Raw genomic sequence first — 16,871 nt, forward strand, 5'->3', positions numbered from 1 at the left:
TCCTTCTTTGTTGTGGTGTGGCCTCCCCCCCCGGGGGGGGCCCCCCCGCCCGTGGGGGGGGGGGGGCCGGGGGGGGGGGGGGGCCCCCGGGGGGGGGGGGGGCCCCCCCCCCCCACCCCCCCCCCCCCCCCGCTCCAGGTTGACGCTGTCGGCGAGCCGACGACCCGTCAGACCTCCACGACGACAGGCAGGATCATCGGCCGGCGCCGGTAGGTGTCCGAGACCCACTTGCCGAGGGTCCGGCGGATCAGCTGCTGGAGCTGGTGGGGCTCTACGACACCGTCCTGGGCCGAGCGCTCGAGTGCCTCGGTGATCTTGGGGAGCACCGCGGTGAAGGCCGAGTCCTCGATGCCCGAGCCACGGGCCTGGACGTGCGGACCACCGGTGATCTTGCCGGTGGAGGAGTCCATGACCACGAAGACCGAGATGATGCCCTCGTCGCCGAGGATCTTCCGGTCCTTCAGGGCCGGTTCGCCGACGTCACCGACCGAGAGGCCGTCGACGTAGACGTATCCGGCCTGGACCTTGCCGGTGATCTTCGCCTTGCCCTCGACCAGGTCGACCACCACGCCGTCCTCGGCGATGACGATCCGGTCGTGCGGGACTCCGGTCAGCGCACCCAGCTCGGCGTTGGCGCGCAGGTGTCGCCATTCGCCGTGGACCGGCATCAGGTTCTTCGGGCGGCAGATGTTGTAGAAGTACAGCAGCTCGCCGGCCGAGGCGTGGCCCGAGACGTGGACCTTGGCGTTGCCCTTGTGGACGACGTTGGCGCCCCAGCGGGTGAGGCCGTTGATCACGCGGTACACCGCGTTCTCGTTGCCCGGGATGAGGGACGAGGCCAGGATCACCGTGTCGCCGTTGACGATGCGGATCTGGTGGTCTCGGTTGGCCATGCGGGACAGGGCCGCCATCGGTTCGCCCTGGGAGCCCGTGCAGACCAGGACGACCTCGCTGTCGGGCAGGTCGTCGAGCGTCTTGACGTCGACCACCAGGCCCGGCGGGACCTTCAGGTAGCCGAGGTCTCTCGCGATGCCCATGTTGCGGACCATGGAGCGGCCGACGAAGGCGACCCGGCGGCCGTACTCGTGCGCGGCGTCCAGGATCTGCTGGATGCGGTGGACGTGGCTGGCGAAGCTGGCGACGATGATCCGCTTGCGGGCGCCGGCGAAGACCTGCCGCAGGACGTTGGAGATGTCCCGCTCGGGCGGGACGAAGCCCGGCACCTCGGCGTTGGTCGAGTCGGCGAGGAGCAGGTCGATGCCCTCCTCGCTGAGCCGGGCGAACGCGTGCAGGTCCGTGAGGCGGCCGTCCAGCGGAAGCTGGTCCATCTTGAAGTCGCCGGTGTGGACGACCATGCCCGCCGGGGTGCGGATGGCGACGGCCAGCGCGTCCGGGATGGAGTGGTTGACCGCGACGAACTCGCAGTCGAAGGGACCGACGCGCTCACGGTGTCCCTCCGCCACCTCGAGGGTGTACGGGCGGATGCGGTGCTCCTGGAGCTTGGCCTCGATGAGCGCGAGGGTCAGCTTGGAGCCGATCAGCGGGATGTCCGGCTTCTCGCGGAGGAGGAAGGGGACGCCGCCGATGTGGTCCTCGTGGCCGTGGGTCAGGACGATGCCCTCGATGTCGTCGAGGCGGTCCCGGATGGACGAGAAGTCCGGCAGGATCAGGTCGATGCCGGGCTGCTCCTCCTCGGGGAAGAGCACGCCGCAGTCGACGATCAGCAGACGGCCGCCGTATTCGAAGACCGTCATGTTGCGGCCGATTTCGCCGAGGCCGCCCAGCGGCGTGACCCGCAGGCCGCCCTTGGGGAGCGCCGGGGGCCGGCCCAGTTCAGGATGCGGATGACTCAAAAGACTCTCCTCACCACACGCGCCACGTACCGGTGGGCACGTGGCGCGCATGACGTTCGTGCAGAAGCAGTTGTCGGTGGGGTGCGGGCACCGGTGGCCCGCCTATTCAGTTGTGAAGTCCGTCGGTCGTGCGGTGGTGCGAAGTCTGATGTCAGAGCTGTACCCCGCCGGCGGCAAGATCGATCTTGAGCTGCTCGGTTTCCTCCGGCGTGAGGCCGACCATGGGGGCGCGCAGCGGACCGGCGGGCAGTCCCTGGAGGGCGAGCGCGGTCTTGGTGGTCATGACGCCCTGGGTACGGAACATGCCGGTGAAGACCGGGAGCAGCTTCTGGTGGATCTCCAGCGCCTTCTGTACGTCACCCGCGACGTGCGCGTCCACCATGGCGCGCAGCTCCGGGGTGACGACGTGGCCGACGACGGAGACGAAGCCGACCGCGCCCACGGCGAGCAGCGGCAGGTTGAGCATGTCGTCGCCGGAGTACCAGGCGAGGCCGGAGCGTGCGATGGCCCAGCTCGCGCGGCCGAGGTCGCCCTTGGCGTCCTTGTTGGCGACGATCCGGGGGTGCTCGGCGAGGCGGACCAGAGTCTCGGTGTTGATCGGGACACCGCTGCGGCCGGGGATGTCGTAGAGCATGACCGGCAGTGTCGAGGCGTCGGCGATCGCCTTGAAGTGCAGGTAGAGGCCCTCCTGCGGAGGCTTGTTGTAGTACGGCGTGACGAGCAGCAGGCCGTGTGCACCGGCGCGCTCGGCGGCGTGGGCCAGCTCGATGCTGTGCTGGGTGTTGTTGGTGCCGACTCCGGCGACGACGTGTGCCCGGTCGCCGACGGCCTCCAGGACGGCTCGTACGAGGTCCGCTTTCTCCGCGTCGCTGGTGGTGGGCGACTCGCCGGTGGTGCCGTTGATGATCAGGCCGTCGTTGCCTGCGTCCACCAGGTGGGCGGCGAGTCGCTGGGCACCGTCGAGGTCGAGTGCGCCGTCCGCCGTGAAGGGCGTGACCATGGCGGTGAGGACCCGCCCGAAGGGGGTCTGCGGAGTGGAGGTCGGAGCCATGGGTTACACGCTACTCGTTGCTCAGAGCGGGGTCTGCCCTCGGGGGAGGCGGCAGGACGGTACGGAAGTGGAGCCCGGCACTGCCTGCTCGGGGGTTCAAGCAGTGCCGGGTCCCTTTGATCAGGCTAAGTGAACTTCTCCAAACGCCGCAATCCGGACACTTCGCATGGTTGATGCGTACATCTGTGCCCGGTCCGGCGGTCCGGAGGCCGCGGGCTACGGCGCGACGCGGCCGTTGGCGTTGAAGGCGGCGTGGGTGAGCGGCATCAGGCGGGCCCACTCCTCCTCCATCTTCTCGCCGACCATCTCGATCTCCCGCTGCGGGAAGGAGGGCACCTTCGCCAGCTCGTGCTGGGTGCGCAGGCCCAGGAAGTGCATCAGGGAGCGGGCGTTGCAGGTCGCGTACATCGAGGAGTACAGCCCGACGGGGAGGACCGCGCGGGCCACCTCGCGGGCGACGCCGGCGGCGAGCATCTTCTGGTACGTCGCGTAGGCCTGGCGGTAGGAGTCCTCCATCGCGCCGCCGACCAGCTCGTGCTGCTCGGGGGTGCCCTCGACGAAGACGTACTTGCCGGGGCGGCCCTGCTGCACCAGCTTGCGGGAGGCGTCCGGCACGTAGAAGACCGGCTGGAGCTCCCGGTAGCGGCCCGACTCCTCGTTGTAGGACCAGCCGACGCGGTGCCGCATGAACTCCCGGAAGACGAAGATCGGCGCGCTGACGAAGAAGGTCATCGAGTTGTGCTCGAACGGGCTGCCGTGCCGGTCCCGCATGAGGTAGTTGATCAGGCCCTTGGAGCGCTCCGGGTCCTTCTTCAGCTCGTCCAGGGACTGCTCCCCGGCGGTCGAGACGCGGGCGGCGAACAGCACGTCGGAGTCGGTCGCGGCGCTCTTGACCAGCTCTACGGTGATCTCGCTGCGCAGGTCGATCTTGAAATCGTCGGCGGGGGTGTCGGTCACGGTGTGGAGGGCCTTCCCATCTCGTCGCACGGCGCCCGTCGGGTCACTCGGCGCGCGTCTCCTCGCTTGGCGAGGCCACTCTACGGCCCGCCGTGGGGCACCGAATCGGGCGTTCGGTGCCGTGCCGCGATGAAGTCGGTGAAACAGGGCACCTGGAGGGCGGTTCGTTCGTCTGTATGAGTAACAGCACTTGAATCCAGTCCCTGAAGGGAGACGCAGTCCCTATGATCCGCCGGCGTGAACCCGTGCCGTTCGCCTTCGTCGCCGAAGCCGACAGGTTCCGCAGCAATGTCACACCCCCGCCGCGCGAGCGGGCGTCCTTCGGCCAGCTGGCCGGACGCTGGCTGCTCGGCCTCACCGTCGCCGCCGGCCTCGTGGGCTCCCTGGTGATCGGGATGCCGGCCCTGTCGGCCGACCAGCCCGCTTCGCACAAGCAGCCGTCACAGGCGTCCGAGGGACGCTGAGGCGCGACCACCGCCGTCGGCCCGGCCTCCGTACGGGCCCCCGAGGGTGGTGACCCGAGACACAGGTCGGTAGCCTCACCGGGCACAACACTTGCCATGGAACGAGTGAGGACCAGCCGTGCCCCTGCCCTTCCTGACGGCCGACCGCGCCTTTGACACGGCCGACGACGTCGCGCTGCCGTTCGACGACCGCGACCTGTGGCGCCGGCCCTACCGGCCGGGACCGTGGCGCGTGGGGGCGGCGGCGCTGATGCTGCTGCTCGCCTCGTTCGTCCTGTTCGCGGCGGTCATCATCGCGGTGACGGGCGGGCCGTCCGCCGCCGGGCTGGTCTTCGGCATCGCGGGCGTCGTCATCGTGTGCGCCCTGCGGATGCTGCGCATGGGCGTGTGGGTGAGCGCGCACGGGGTGCGGCAGGTGGGCTTCTTCACCACGCGCACGGTGGCCTGGCAGCAGGTCGCCAGTGTGCGCACGGTGCAGCAGCCGGTGCGCTGGCTCGGGCTGCCGCGCACGGTGCAGGGCCAGGCGCTGCTGCTCGTGCGGCAGGGCCGGACGGCGGAGCCCATGACGCCGCTGCTGACCACGCACAACTCCGACTTCCTCGCCCGCGACGGCGCCTTCAACCGGGCGGCCGACGCGGTGGAGGCGTGGGCGGACGAGTACCGCCGGGGCTGAGCGCCCGGACGACGAAAGGCCGGGGCCCGGACCGCAGCTGTGCGGTCCGGGCCCCGGCCTTTCGGCTGCCGCCTGCTCAGGCCACCTCGACGTGCTTGCCGTCGTGGAGGGCGATCGCCCGTTGCATCGCCTTGCGGGCGCGCGGGGTGTCGCGGGCGTCGTGGTAGGCGACGGCGAGGCGGAACCAGGTGCGCCAGTCGCCGGGTGCGTCCTCCGTCTCGGCCTTGCGCAGGGCGAAGACCTCGTCGGCGGACTCCCGGTCGACCCGGCCGCTCGGGGTGCGCTTCAGCTCGTCGACGGGCAGTCCGCCCTCGGCGTCGAGTTCGGCGGCGAGCTGGTTGGCCCGGCGGACGAACTGGGTGTTCTTCCACAGGAACCACAGGCCGATCACGGGCAGGATCAGCACCGCGACGCCGAAGGTGACCGTGAGGAGGGTGCCGGTCTCGATGAGCAGTACGCCGCGGCTGCCGACCAGGACGAAGTAGAAGACCAGGACGGCGGCCGTGACGAGGTAGGTGATCTTCGCGCGCATCGGGGTCGGGGCCTCAGTTCAGGTCCAGGAAGTGTTCCAGGCCGAAGGTGAGGCCCGGGGTGGTGACCACCCGGCGGGCGCCCAGCAGGATGCCCGGCATGAAGCTGCTGTGGTGCAGGGAGTCGTGCCGGACGGTGAGGGTCTCGCCCTCGCCGCCCAGCAGGACCTCCTGGTGGGCCAGCAGACCGCGCAGCCGGATCGCGTGGACCGGGACCCCGTCGACGTCCGCGCCGCGGGCGCCGTCCAGGGCGGTGGCAGTGGCGTCGGGCGCCGGTGCGGCGCCTGCCTTCTGCCGGGCCTGGGCGATCAGCTGGGCGGTGCGGGTGGCGGTGCCGCTGGGGGCGTCCACCTTGTTCGGGTGGTGCAGCTCGACGACCTCGACGGACTCGAAGTACGGGGCGGCGATCTGCGCGAACTTCATGGTGAGCACGGCCCCGATGGAGAAGTTCGGCGCGATGAGCACGCCGGTCTCCGGGGAGGCCTCCAGCCACGCGTTCAGCCGGGCAAGGCGCTCGTCGGTCCAGCCGGTGGTGCCGACGACGGCGTGGATGCCGTGGCGCACGCAGTAGTCGAGGTTGTCCATCACCGAGGCGGGGGTGGTCAGCTCGACGGCGACCTGGGCGCCGGACTCGGCCAGCGACTCCAGGGCGTCGCCCCGGCCGAGGGCGGCGACCAGCTCCATGTCCTCGGCGGCCTCCACCGCCCGTACCGCCTCGGAGCCGATCCGGCCCTTGGCACCGAGGACGGCCACGCGCAGCTTGCTCATGTCACATGCTTCCTTCTCGAAAGGGACCGTCAGGCGACGGCGTCGTGCAGCCGGGCCGCCTGCTTGTCCTTGAGCGGGCCGATGACCGACAAGGACGGCCGGCGGCCCAGGACGTCACGGGCGACGGCGCGGACGTCGTCCGGCGTGACCGAGGCTATCCGGGCCAGCATGTCGTCGACGGACATCTGCTCGCCCCAGCACAGCTCGCTCTTGCCGATGCGGTTCATCAGCGCGCCCGTGTCCTCCAGGCCGAGGACCGTGGAGCCCTGGAGCTGGCCGACGGCGCGGCCGATCTCGTCGTCGGTGAGGCCGTGCTCGGCGACGTGGTCCAGCTCGTCGCGGCAGATCTTGAGCACGTCGTGCACCTGGGAGGGCCGGCAGCCCGCGTACACGCCGAAGAGACCGCAGTCGGCGAAGCCCGAGGTGTACGAGTACACGCTGTACGCCAGGCCGCGCTTCTCGCGGACCTCCTGGAAGAGGCGCGAGGACATGCCGCCGCCGAGGGCGGTGTTGAGCACGCCCATCGCCCAGCGGCGCTCGTCGGTGCGGGCCAGGCCCGGCATGCCGAGGATGACGTGGGCCTGCTCGGTCTTGCGGCCGATCAGCTCGACGCGGCCGGCGGCTCGGACGGTGCGCCGTCCGTCGCGCGGGGCGAGCGGCTGGGCCACCGGGTCCTTGAGGGCGCCGGCCTTCTCGAAGGCGGCACGGACCTGTCGTACGACCTTGTCGTGGTCGACGTTGCCCGCCGCGGCGACCACGAGGTGGGTGGGGTCGTAGTGCTTCTTGTAGAAGCGGCGGATGCGCTCGGCGGTGAGGGCGTTGACCGTGTCGACGGTGCCGAGGACGGGGCGGCCCAGCGCGCTGTCGCCGAACATGGTGTGCGCGAAGAGGTCGTGCACGCAGTCGCCGGGGTCGTCCTCGGTCATCGCGATCTCCTCGAGGATGGCGCCGCGCTCGACGTCGACGTCCTCCTCCTGGATCAGCGAGCCGGTCAGCATGTCGCAGACGACGTCGATGGCGAGCGGCAGGTCGGTGTCGAGCACGCGCGCGTAGTAGCACGTGTACTCCTTCGCCGTGAACGCGTTCATCTCGCCGCCGACCGCGTCGATGGCGGAGGAGATGTCCAGGGCGCTGCGCTTGCGGGTGCCCTTGAAGAGCAGGTGCTCCAGGTAGTGGGTGGCGCCGTTCAGCGCGGGGGTCTCGTCGCGGGAGCCGACGTGGGCCCAGATGCCGAAGGTCGCCGAGCGGACCGAGGGCAGGGTCTCGGTGACGATGCGCAGGCCGCCGGGGAGGGTCGTCCGGCGGACCGTGCCGATGCCGTGCTCGCCCTTGATGAGCGTTTGGGTACGGGCGACGGCCCGCGCCTCCGAGGAGGTGCGGGCCGTCGCCTTGGCGCTACGGGACGTCACTGGTCGGCGTCGTCCTTCTTGTCGTCGCCCTCTTCGCCCTCGATCACGGGGATGAGGGAGAGCTTGCCGCGGGAGTCGATCTCGGCGATCTCGACCTGGACCTTGGCGCCCACGCCGAGCACGTCCTCGACGTTCTCCACGCGCTTGCCGCCGGCGAGCTTGCGGATCTGCGAGATGTGCAGCAGACCGTCCTTGCCGGGCAGCAGGGAGACGAACGCGCCGAAGGTGGTCGTCTTGACGACCGTGCCCAGGTAGCGCTCGCCGACCTCGGGCATGGTCGGGTTGGCGATGCCGTTGATCGTGGCGCGCGCGGCCTCGGCCTGCGAGCCCTGGGCGGCACCGATGTAGATGGTGCCGTCGTCCTCGATCGTGATGTCGGCGCCCGTGTCCTCCTGGATCTGGTTGATCATCTTGCCCTTGGGGCCGATGACCTCACCGATCTTGTCGACGGGGATCTTCACGGTGATGATCCGCGGCGCGTTCGGGGACATCTCGTCCGGGGTGTCGATCGCTTCCATCATCACGTCGAGGATGTGGAGGCGGGCGTCACGGGCCTGCTTGAGGGCGGCGGCCAGGACGGAGGCGGGGATGCCGTCCAGCTTGGTGTCGAGCTGGAGGGCGGTCACGAACTCCTTGGTGCCGGCGACCTTGAAGTCCATGTCGCCGAAGGCGTCCTCCGCACCGAGGATGTCGGTGAGGGCGACGTAGTGGGTCTCGCCGTTGATCTCCTGGGAGATCAGGCCCATGGCGATGCCGGCGACGGGGGCCTTCAGCGGCACACCGGCGTTCAGCAGCGACATAGTGGAGGCGCAGACCGAGCCCATGGACGTCGAACCGTTGGAGCCGAGGGCCTCGGACACCTGGCGGATCGCGTAGGGGAACTCCTCGCGCGTCGGCAGCACCGGCACGATGGCGCGCTCGGCGAGGGCGCCGTGGCCGATCTCGCGGCGCTTCGGGGAGCCGACGCGGCCGGTCTCGCCGACGGAGTACGGCGGGAAGTTGTAGTTGTGCATGTAGCGCTTGCGGGTCACCGGGGAGAGGGTGTCCAGCTGCTGCTCCATGCGGAGCATGTTCAGGGTGGTGACGCCCAGGATCTGGGTCTCGCCACGCTCGAACAGGGCGGAACCGTGCACGCGCGGGATGGCCTCGACCTCGGCGGCCAGGGTGCGGATGTCGGTGACACCGCGGCCGTCGATGCGCTTCTTCTCCTTGATGACGCGCTCGCGGACCAGGGACTTGGTCAGCGCGCGGTACGCGGCGGAGATCTCCTTCTCGCGGCCCTCGAACTCCGGCAGGAGCTTCTCGGCGGCGATGCCCTTGACGCGGTCCAGCTCGGCCTCGCGCTCCTGCTTGCCGGCGATGGTGAGCGCCTGGGCCAGCTCGGGGCGGACGGCGCCGGTCAGCGCCTCGAGGACGTCGTCCTGGAAGTCCAGGAAGATCGGGAACTCGCCGGTCGGCTTGGCGGCCTTGGCGGCGAGGTCGGCCTGGGCGCGGCAGAGCACCTTGATGAAGGGCTTCGCGGCCTCGAGACCGGCGGCGACGACCTCCTCGGTGGGCGCCTCGGCGCCGCCCTCGACCAGCTTGACGGTCTTCTCGGTGGCCTCGGCCTCGACCATCATGATCGCGACGTCGCCGTCCTCCAGGGCACGGCCCGCGACGACCATGTCGAAGACGGCGTCCTCGAGCTCGGTGTGCGTCGGGAAGGCCACCCACTGGCCGCGGATCAGCGCGACGCGGACGCCGCCGATCGGGCCGGAGAAGGGCAGGCCGGCCAGCTGCGTCGACGCGGACGCGGCGTTGATCGCCACGACGTCGTACAGGTGGTCGGGGTTGAGGGCCATGACCGTGGCCACGACCTGGATCTCGTTGCGCAGGCCCTTCTTGAAGGACGGGCGCAGCGGGCGGTCGATCAGGCGGCAGGTGAGGACCGCGTCCTCGGAGGGCCGGCCCTCACGGCGGAAGAAGCTGCCGGGGATCTTGCCGGCGGCGTACATCCGCTCCTCGACGTCCACCGTGAGCGGGAAGAAGTCGAGCTGGTCCTTCGGGTTCTTGGAGGCGCTGGTGGCCGACAGCACCATGGTGTCGTCGTCCAGGTACGCCACGGCGGAACCGGCGGCCTGACGGGCCAGACGGCCCGTCTCGAAGCGGATGGTGCGGGTGCCGAACGCGCCGTTGTCGATCACGGCTTCGGCGTAGTGGGTCTCGTTCTCCACTAGTGATTTCTCCGATACTTTGTCGTCTTTTGTCCCACGCCGCCCGTGTGGCGGGGGGACGATGCCGGAGAAGCGTTCCGTGCAATGCGGGCCGGTCTTCGATCGAAGCACCCGGGGATCTGCCCCCGGGGGCCACTACCGAGGACCGGCGGCGGCGTGAGGTCCGCTTCTCCTCGTACGTCTGGTGTTCTGCTACCACACTACAAAGGTGCGGCGACAGTGCGCACGTACAGCAAAGGGAGCGGCCCCCTTGAGTCGGGAACCGCTCCCTTCACGGCGTGCTATCGGGCGCCCGCCGCACCGCGGCGGATGCCGAGGCGCTCGACCAGCGCACGGAAGCGCTGGATGTCCTTCTTGGCGAGGTACTGCAGCAGCCGGCGACGCTGGCCGACCAGGATGAGCAGACCACGACGGGAGTGGTGGTCGTGCTTGTGGGTCTTGAGGTGCTCGGTCAGGTCGGAGATCCGACGGGACAGCAGAGCGACCTGGACCTCGGGGGAGCCGGTGTCGCCCTCCTTGGTACCGAACTCGGTGATGATCTGCTTCTTCACTGCGGCGTCGAGCGACACGCGTACTCCTCTTGGTCTGTGACTGGCCACCGAGTGCCCCCGGTCTACGTCTCGGGGGATCTTCCACGACTCGGAAGGCGGGGATCCGCTGGGCGCGACCTCCAGGGCTCGAGGGCTCCGGGGGCGCGTACACATACGGCCGTCACACAGCGTACCAGTCGGGAGGCACCGCCCGTCCCGGGCCCGGGGAGTCACCGGCCCGCACGTCCCGGCCCGGGCGGCAGGTGGATGCCCGGGCAGGTGCGTAGTGGGCGTGGGAGGCCGAAGCGCACGGTGGAGGTCTTCGGGCCGAGAGAGTCGTGTCTCGGCGAGTCGCCGAGTCGGAATGTCAAGGAGTCGACAGTGCCGTCACTCCCTGCCTGGTGAGAGGTGTGCGAACGGCACTTCGGCAGGAAGGGCAGCAAGTAGGGTAGCCGCACAGTTCGTTGGCGCAGCAGGAAGGACCGGAGCCCCGATGGCCGATGTCGAGGACAAGGAACTCCGAGCACGCAAGGACAGGGAGCGGGACGAGCTCTACGCCCTGGACATCTCCGGCGTCGAATGGCACAGCGCGCCCGGCACCGAGACCCACGAGGAACGGGTCGAGATCGCCTACCTCCCGGACGGCGCGGTCGCCATGCGGTCGTCCCTCGACCCGGACACCGTGCTGCGGTACACCGAGGCGGAGTGGCGGGCGTTCGTGCTCGGTGCGCGGGACGGGGAGTTCGACCTGGAGCCGGCGCCCCGGGAGAGCGGGAAAGACGCCGGCTGACGCTTCGGCCGGGCGGACGCTGCTGCCCCGCCGGACGGACTGATCACCAGGTGTCCCACCCCGTCCGCCCGGTCCGGTCCGTCAGGGCTTCTTCGATGCGCTGCCGCCGATGCCCAGTACGAGGTAGCTCCACTGCTTGGTCTTGGGTTCGGCCGGGCCGTTCGCGGCCTTGACGCCGAAGAAGAGGCGGCCGTTCTGGACCACGATGTCGTTCTCGTTCGTCCCCGTCATCATCTGCGCCTCGCTCGGCAGGCCGAAGTAGAGGTACGGCACCTCCTCGTCCGTCGCCGGATCCACGGCGACCAGTGCGTTCGGTGCGATGTCGTCGTTGCTCAGCCGCAGGGCGAGGAGCTGGTCGCCGCTCATGCGCACCGGGTGGAGCAGCGCCCCGGGGCCGGAGTCGAACTTCTTGGTGGTGTTCCCGGTGGCGAGGTCGAAGCCGATGATCCAGTTGGAGGTCTGCTTCTCGAGCTGGTCCTTGCTGCGGATGAAGACCTCGTCCTTTCCGACGGCGATGGTCGGGCAGTCGTCGATCAGGAGGTAGTCGGTGAGGGAGCACTCGGCTGCGTAGGCGCCGTTGCGCAGACTGATGGTGGCGCGGTTGCGGCCCCGGTCGTCGAGGGAGATGAGGTCGGTGACCACGGTGTCACCGGCGGACACGGCGATGACCGCCGGATCGACCGAGGGCACGTCGAGGGTGCGGACGCCCTTGGCCGCGGAGTACGTCCACCGGGCCTCACCCGTCGCCGGGTCCAGCTTGCGCAGTTTGTACGTGCCGTTCTGCGGGGAGCCCGCGGGAAGGCTCTCGTCGCCGCTCCAGCACTCCTCCCGGACGATCAGGCCGCGGCCGCCGGCGACGCCCATGTCCTGGCAGGGCGCGGTGGTCGTCGTGGTCCAGCGGGTGGCGCCCTTCTTCATGTCGTACCCGACGGTGCCACCGCCCCAGGTGACGGCGACCGTGCCGTGCGCGAGGGCGACGCCGGGCCGGTCCTTGTCGGTGCCCGCCACGTCGCCGGACTCCCGCCCGGCCGCGGAGACGGGGAACTTGGCTTCCCAGACCAGGCGGCCGTCGTCGAGGTCGACGAGGGCGACCTGGTTGCAGAGGGCCTCCTCCGCCCAGTCGTTGGCCCGGAAGAGGACGGCGGTGCGGTGGTCGCCGGTGACGTGGCGTGTGTAGCCGCAGATCGGGCCGTCGAGTTCGAGCCGCCACTTCTCGTCGCCCGGCGCGGCGTCGGTGCCGATGGCCAGACCGACGAGGGTCTTGTTGATGCCCTTGGCGAGGATGCGGTCCGTGGCCCACATCCCGGGCATCTCCACGTGCTCCCCGGTCTTCATGTCGTCCACCGAGAAGCGGAACGCCATCTGGCCGTTGGTGCTCGCGGGCGGCTTCTCGACCGTCTCGCGGACGTCGAGCGGGCCCTGCGCGATCGGATCCCGGGACTTGCCCGGGGTGTCGGAGGCCCCGCCGTCGCGCCCCCACAGCAGCCAGCCGCCGGTGCCGAGCGCCCCGGCCAGGACCACCGCGAGCAGCACGATCAGCAGCTTGCGGGGGCCTGTTCGCCCCGCGCCGCCGTTCCCGCTGCCGCCGGGGCCGCGCGGGCCGGGCCGGCTCTCGGCGGAATCAGCGGCGGTCGGGGGCCCTGAGGGCATGGACGGGGGCGGGCCGAAGCTCACTCGGGGCCTCTTCCTCTTCTCTGGGAATTCCGGTGGTTCCGGTTCTCTGGGAATTCCGGTGGTTTCGGGGGGAATTCCGGCAACGGGACGACGGAGATCGCCACCAACTATGCCGGGCTCGTGATCACTCGATGGAACCGGGTGGTGACGGGCGGAGTCATCCTCCGTACGAGGGTGGGCAGATGAAGCGACGTGATGCTTCCCGGACGCCTGCGGTGCGACGGGCGGGACTTCCGGGGGAGGGCAGGGGCTGCCGGGGCGGGGCTCGTGATGATTAGGCTGGTGTCGGGCGCGACACCAGAACCCGTGAGCGGGCGTCGGCGTCCCAGGGGGAGGACCGGTGGATCGGACGACCTCGGACCATTCCGAAAGACAAGCAAGGGTCGCCCCAGCACGGCTTGAGGGTGCTCGACCACACCAGGAGGAACTGTGAGCAGCGATCGGGACGGGACGCGCGGGGGCTGGGCTACACCCGGCGATGACCAGCCCGACGCGGAGTCCTCCATCGAGACGACCGGTGAGTTCACCATCGACTACGCGCCGCCCGCCTGGTACACGCAGAACGCGTCCGGTGACGGTGGGCAGGAGGAGAGCGAGGAGTCCGGGACCCCTTCCGGGTCCTCTTCCGGGTCCTCTCCCGAGCCGTCTTCAGAGCCTTCCTCCGGTTCGTCCTCTTCTTCCGGACCTTCGGGACCTTCCGGTCCGTCTACTCCGCGTGGTCCGGTTCCGCCCTTGCCGGGGCTGACTCCGCCGCCGCACGCGACGCCCAACGGGTCTTCGTCCGTTCCAGCTCCCGCTCCTGGTGCGCCGTTCACGCCGCCGCCTCCGGCGCCCGCTCCGGGTGCCGCCTTCACGCCGCCTCCGCCGCCGGGGCCGGGCGCGCCGTTCACGCCCCCCGCGCCGCCGAGCGCAGGACCGACCGGGGTGCCCAGGCTGCCGGTGGGGAGCGGGTTCGAGCCGCAGCCTCAGCCGGTGCCCCGGCAGTCGCCGGTGCCGGAGCCCGAGGACGGGCCGGCAGCGCAGGTGCCGGAGCCGGAGTCGCAGGCCCCGGCCGACCGGGCTCCGGCCGACCGGGCTCCGGGCGCGGATCCCGCGTCTCCCACGGCCCTGCCGGCGTTTCCGGCCGGTGGATTCCAGCTCCAGGCCCCCACGCCGCCGCCCGCCGAGAAGCCCGAACCTGCCGTCCAGCCCGAACCGGTCGCCGAGCCGGAGCCTGCCGTCACGCCCGAGGCGGCGGCCGAGCCGGAGTTCGGCGTCGACGACCTCGGCAGCGGGGATCTGGACAGCGGTGCCACCATGCGCTTCTCCGCGGTCGCCCTGAAGCGCGCGATCGCCGAACGGGCCGCGGCGGAAGACGCTTCCGGGGAGACCCCGGACAGCTCCCCCGCGGTCACGGACGACGTCGCGGAGACCGGGCGCGCCGACGGTACCGAAGACACCGCTGCAGGAGCCTCGGACGGCGACGCCGGCGCCGACGCCGACTCCGACGCCGTTTCCGAGAAGGTCTCCGGCGAGGCCCCCGACGAGGCGTCCGACGCCGGGGACGGCGACGTGGACGACTTCCGCCCCGATGTGCCCGCCCAGGACGCCGAGCCGGAGCCGGTCGCCCCGGCCGCCGAGCCCGGTCCCGTCCTCGATGCCGGGGCCAAGGACGACCCCGCGGACAGCGTTTCCGCGGCGGGCGAGCCCGAGGACGCGGTGCCCTCCGACGCCGCACCACCGGCCGACAGCGCGCCTCAGGACGCCGTTCCGCAGGACGCCGTTCCGCAGGACGCACCGCCTCCCGCTCCGGCACCGGCACCGGCACCGGCACCGGCACCGGGCGGAATGCCGCCGCTGCCTCCGTCGTACCCGCCGGTCGCACCCGCGCCGGCCCAGCAGTGGCCCGTGCAGCCGCAGCCCGCCCCGGCCGTTCCGGAGCAGCCCTCCGTGCCGGCCCAGCAGCCTTCGTTCCAGCCGCAGGCTCCGCAGCCGGCGCCCGCCGCCTGGAACCAGCCGGCCGCCGCGCCCGACCAGGTGACCGCACCGCCCGCTCCCCCGGCCCCGCAGACCGGTTACGGCTTCCCGCAGCCCGGTGCACCGGCTCCCCAGCCGCACCCGCAGCAGCACTCCCCCGCCCAGCCCGGCGGATACGGCTTCCCGCAGGCGCCGTACGGCCAGCCGCCGCAGCAGCCGTACCCCGGCATGCCCCAGCCTGGACAGCAGGGGCACCAGGCGCCGCAGGCACCGCAGGTGCCACCGGCCCAGGCAGGTCAGCCGGGCCACCCGGGCCAGGCCCCGGACGCACCCCACGCCATGCAGCCGCCCCAGGCGATGCAGCCGCCCGCGCAGCAGCCCCAGCAGCTTGGACAGCAGCAGCCGGGACAGCAGCCGGAGCAACACCAGGCCCACCAGCCGCTTCAGCCCCACCCGCAGGCACCGCAGCCCCAGCCCCAGCCCCAGCCACCGACGCAGCAGCCGCCGCAGCCGCAGCACCCCGAGCCGCCCGCCGATCCCCGGCTCGGTGCCGCCTGGCCTCAGCCCATGCAGCACGACCAGCGGCAGCCCACCAACCCGGGGGCGGCACCGCTCGGTTACACGGCTGCCGTGGAGCTGTCGTCCGACCGGCTGCTCAACAACAAGCGCCAGAAGGCGAGGAGCAGCCGTCCCGCGGCCGGCGGTTCGCGGTTCAAGCTGGGCGGGAAGAAGGAAGAGGCCGAGCGGCAGCGGAAGCTGGACCTGATCCGCACGCCGGTGCTGTCCTGCTACCGCATCGCCGTCATCAGCCTCAAGGGCGGCGTCGGCAAGACGACCACCACCACCGCGCTCGGCTCCACGCTCGCCACCGAGCGGCAGGACAAGATCCTCGCGATCGACGCCAACCCGGACGCCGGTACGCTCGGCCGCCGGGTGCGCCGGGAGACCGGCGCCACCATCCGTGACCTCGTCCAGGCGATCCCGTACCTCAACTCGTACATGGACATCAGGCGGTTCACCTCGCAGGCCTCGTCCGGTCTGGAGATCATCGCCAACGACGTCGACCCGGCCGTGTCCACGGCCTTCAACGACGAGGACTACCGGCGCGCGATCGACGTGCTCGGTCAGCAGTACCCGATCATCCTCACCGACTCGGGCACCGGTCTCCTCTACAGCGCCATGCGCGGTGTGCTGGACCTCGCCGACCAGCTCATCATCATCTCGACGCCGTCCGTGGACGGTGCGAGCAGCGCCAGTACGACCCTGGACTGGCTGTCCGCGCACGGGTACGCCGACCTCGTCTCCCGGTCGATCACGGTCATCTCCGGGGTCCGTGAGACCGGCAAGATGATCAAGGTCGACGACATCGTGGGGCATTTCCAGACGCGGTGCCGGGGTGTGGTCGTGGTGCCGTTCGACGAGCATCTGGCCGCCGGCGCCGAGGTCGACCTGGACATGATGCGGCCGAAGGTGCGGGAGGCGTACTTCAACCTCGCGGCGATGGTCGCCGAGGACTTCGTCCGTCACCAGCAGTCGCACGGCCTGTGGACGTCCGACGGCAACCCGCCGCCGGTGGCCGCCCCGCCCATGCCGGGCCACGCGATGCCGCCGCAGCCGATGCCGGGCCAGGGCGTTCCGGGCCCGCCGATGCCGGGCCAAGCGGTTCCGGGCCAGCCGATGCCCCCGCAGCCGGGGCAGCCGTACCCGCCGCAGCCGGGACCCGGAGCCGGACAGCAGCAGCCGTATCCCCAGCCGGGTTACGGTCAGCCCCACGCCCAGCAGCCCGGATACGGGTACCCGCCGCAACAAGGCCAGCCGGGACAGCCCGGGCAGCCCGGGCAGGCGCCGCCTCCCCCGCCCCAGCAGTAGCCCGACCCGCCTCCGAAGGCCCGCACCGTCCCCTCGGTGCGGGCCTTTGTGCGTGTGCGAACGACAACGTCCGCCCCAGCCGTCACGCTCTCACCAGCAAGGCGCCAGTGGTCTGCGCCAATGAGGGTCACACA

The 16,871-nt window shown here is 71.2% G+C and carries 13 protein-coding genes; 4 read left to right on the top strand and 9 right to left on the bottom strand.

Annotated elements, in window-relative coordinates:
- Positions 1 to 167: 167 nt before the first annotated feature.
- From EV562_RS26450 to thyX, 3 genes are all read right to left on the bottom strand, one after another.
- Positions 168 to 1,853 carry a ribonuclease J gene (locus tag EV562_RS26450; RefSeq protein ID WP_133889377.1) on the bottom strand — a complete coding sequence of 562 codons (1,686 nt, stop codon included), beginning with the start codon at positions 1,851 to 1,853 and terminating at the stop codon, positions 168 to 170.
- A gap of 151 nt (positions 1,854 to 2,004) precedes the next feature.
- Positions 2,005 to 2,904: a 4-hydroxy-tetrahydrodipicolinate synthase gene (dapA, locus tag EV562_RS26455; protein ID WP_133889378.1), complete on the bottom strand. Its 900-nt coding sequence runs from the start codon at positions 2,902 to 2,904 to the stop codon at positions 2,005 to 2,007.
- A gap of 216 nt (positions 2,905 to 3,120) precedes the next feature.
- Positions 3,121 to 3,861: an FAD-dependent thymidylate synthase gene (gene thyX / locus EV562_RS26460; protein WP_133889379.1), complete on the bottom strand. Its 741-nt coding sequence runs from the start codon at positions 3,859 to 3,861 to the stop codon at positions 3,121 to 3,123.
- A gap of 224 nt (positions 3,862 to 4,085) precedes the next feature.
- On the opposite strand from thyX, the gene EV562_RS26465 reads away from it, so the two are divergent.
- Positions 4,086 to 4,325, top strand: coding sequence for a hypothetical protein (locus EV562_RS26465; RefSeq protein WP_133889380.1), 240 nt, complete (start codon positions 4,086 to 4,088; stop codon positions 4,323 to 4,325).
- 118 nt (positions 4,326 to 4,443) lie between these two features.
- Positions 4,444 to 4,998: a PH domain-containing protein gene (locus EV562_RS26470; protein WP_133889381.1), complete on the top strand. Its 555-nt coding sequence runs from the start codon at positions 4,444 to 4,446 to the stop codon at positions 4,996 to 4,998.
- 76 nt (positions 4,999 to 5,074) lie between these two features.
- Here the strand turns inward: EV562_RS26470 and EV562_RS26475 are convergent, their stop codons facing one another.
- From EV562_RS26475 to rpsO, 5 genes are all read right to left on the bottom strand, one after another.
- Entirely contained in the window at positions 5,075 to 5,530 is a 456-nt protein-coding gene (locus EV562_RS26475) for a hypothetical protein (protein ID WP_133889382.1), read from the bottom strand.
- Positions 5,531 to 5,543: 13 nt separating this feature from the next.
- Positions 5,544 to 6,296 (bottom strand): 4-hydroxy-tetrahydrodipicolinate reductase, encoded by a 753-nt coding sequence (dapB, locus tag EV562_RS26480; protein ID WP_133889383.1) that lies wholly within the window; start codon positions 6,294 to 6,296, stop codon positions 5,544 to 5,546.
- Positions 6,297 to 6,325: 29 nt separating this feature from the next.
- Entirely contained in the window at positions 6,326 to 7,705 is a 1,380-nt protein-coding gene (locus EV562_RS26485) for a pitrilysin family protein (RefSeq protein ID WP_133889384.1), read from the bottom strand.
- Positions 7,702 to 9,918 (bottom strand): polyribonucleotide nucleotidyltransferase, encoded by a 2,217-nt coding sequence (locus EV562_RS26490; RefSeq protein WP_133889385.1) that lies wholly within the window; start codon positions 9,916 to 9,918, stop codon positions 7,702 to 7,704. Before EV562_RS26490 ends, EV562_RS26485 begins: the two co-directional genes overlap by 4 nt.
- Positions 9,919 to 10,199: 281 nt before the next feature.
- On the bottom strand, positions 10,200 to 10,487 hold the full coding sequence (rpsO, locus tag EV562_RS26495) for a 30S ribosomal protein S15 (RefSeq protein WP_003973291.1): 288 nt from the start codon (positions 10,485 to 10,487) through the stop codon (positions 10,200 to 10,202).
- Between the two features lie 454 nt (positions 10,488 to 10,941).
- On the opposite strand from rpsO, the gene EV562_RS26500 reads away from it, so the two are divergent.
- Positions 10,942 to 11,238, top strand: coding sequence for a DUF397 domain-containing protein (locus EV562_RS26500; RefSeq protein ID WP_133889386.1), 297 nt, complete (start codon positions 10,942 to 10,944; stop codon positions 11,236 to 11,238).
- Positions 11,239 to 11,319: 81 nt separating this feature from the next.
- Here the strand turns inward: EV562_RS26500 and EV562_RS26505 are convergent, their stop codons facing one another.
- On the bottom strand, positions 11,320 to 12,888 hold the full coding sequence (locus EV562_RS26505) for a PQQ-binding-like beta-propeller repeat protein (protein ID WP_133889597.1): 1,569 nt from the start codon (positions 12,886 to 12,888) through the stop codon (positions 11,320 to 11,322).
- Between the two features lie 453 nt (positions 12,889 to 13,341).
- On the opposite strand from EV562_RS26505, the gene EV562_RS26510 reads away from it, so the two are divergent.
- Complete coding sequence (locus tag EV562_RS26510; RefSeq protein WP_133889387.1) at positions 13,342 to 16,737, top strand: SCO5717 family growth-regulating ATPase; 3,396 nt, start codon at positions 13,342 to 13,344, stop codon at positions 16,735 to 16,737.
- Positions 16,738 to 16,871 lie beyond the last annotated feature (134 nt).

The sequence above is a fragment of the Streptomyces sp. BK208 genome (genome assembly GCF_004364245.1).
GTDB lineage: Bacteria > Actinomycetota > Actinomycetes > Streptomycetales > Streptomycetaceae > Streptomyces.

What these genes read in the sequence shown, in the direction of transcription:
- EV562_RS26505 (WP_133889597.1), bottom strand. Translation starts at nt 12,888, where the DNA reads ATGCCCTCAGGGCCCCCGACCGCCGCTGATTCCGCCGAGAGCCGGCCC.
- dapB (WP_133889383.1), bottom strand. Translation starts at nt 6,296, where the DNA reads ATGAGCAAGCTGCGCGTGGCCGTCCTCGGTGCCAAGGGCCGGATCGGC.
- dapA (WP_133889378.1), bottom strand. Translation starts at nt 2,904, where the DNA reads ATGGCTCCGACCTCCACTCCGCAGACCCCCTTCGGGCGGGTCCTCACC.
- EV562_RS26475 (WP_133889382.1), bottom strand. Translation starts at nt 5,530, where the DNA reads ATGCGCGCGAAGATCACCTACCTCGTCACGGCCGCCGTCCTGGTCTTC.
- EV562_RS26465 (WP_133889380.1), top strand. Translation starts at nt 4,086, where the DNA reads ATGATCCGCCGGCGTGAACCCGTGCCGTTCGCCTTCGTCGCCGAAGCC.
- EV562_RS26500 (WP_133889386.1), top strand. Translation starts at nt 10,942, where the DNA reads ATGGCCGATGTCGAGGACAAGGAACTCCGAGCACGCAAGGACAGGGAG.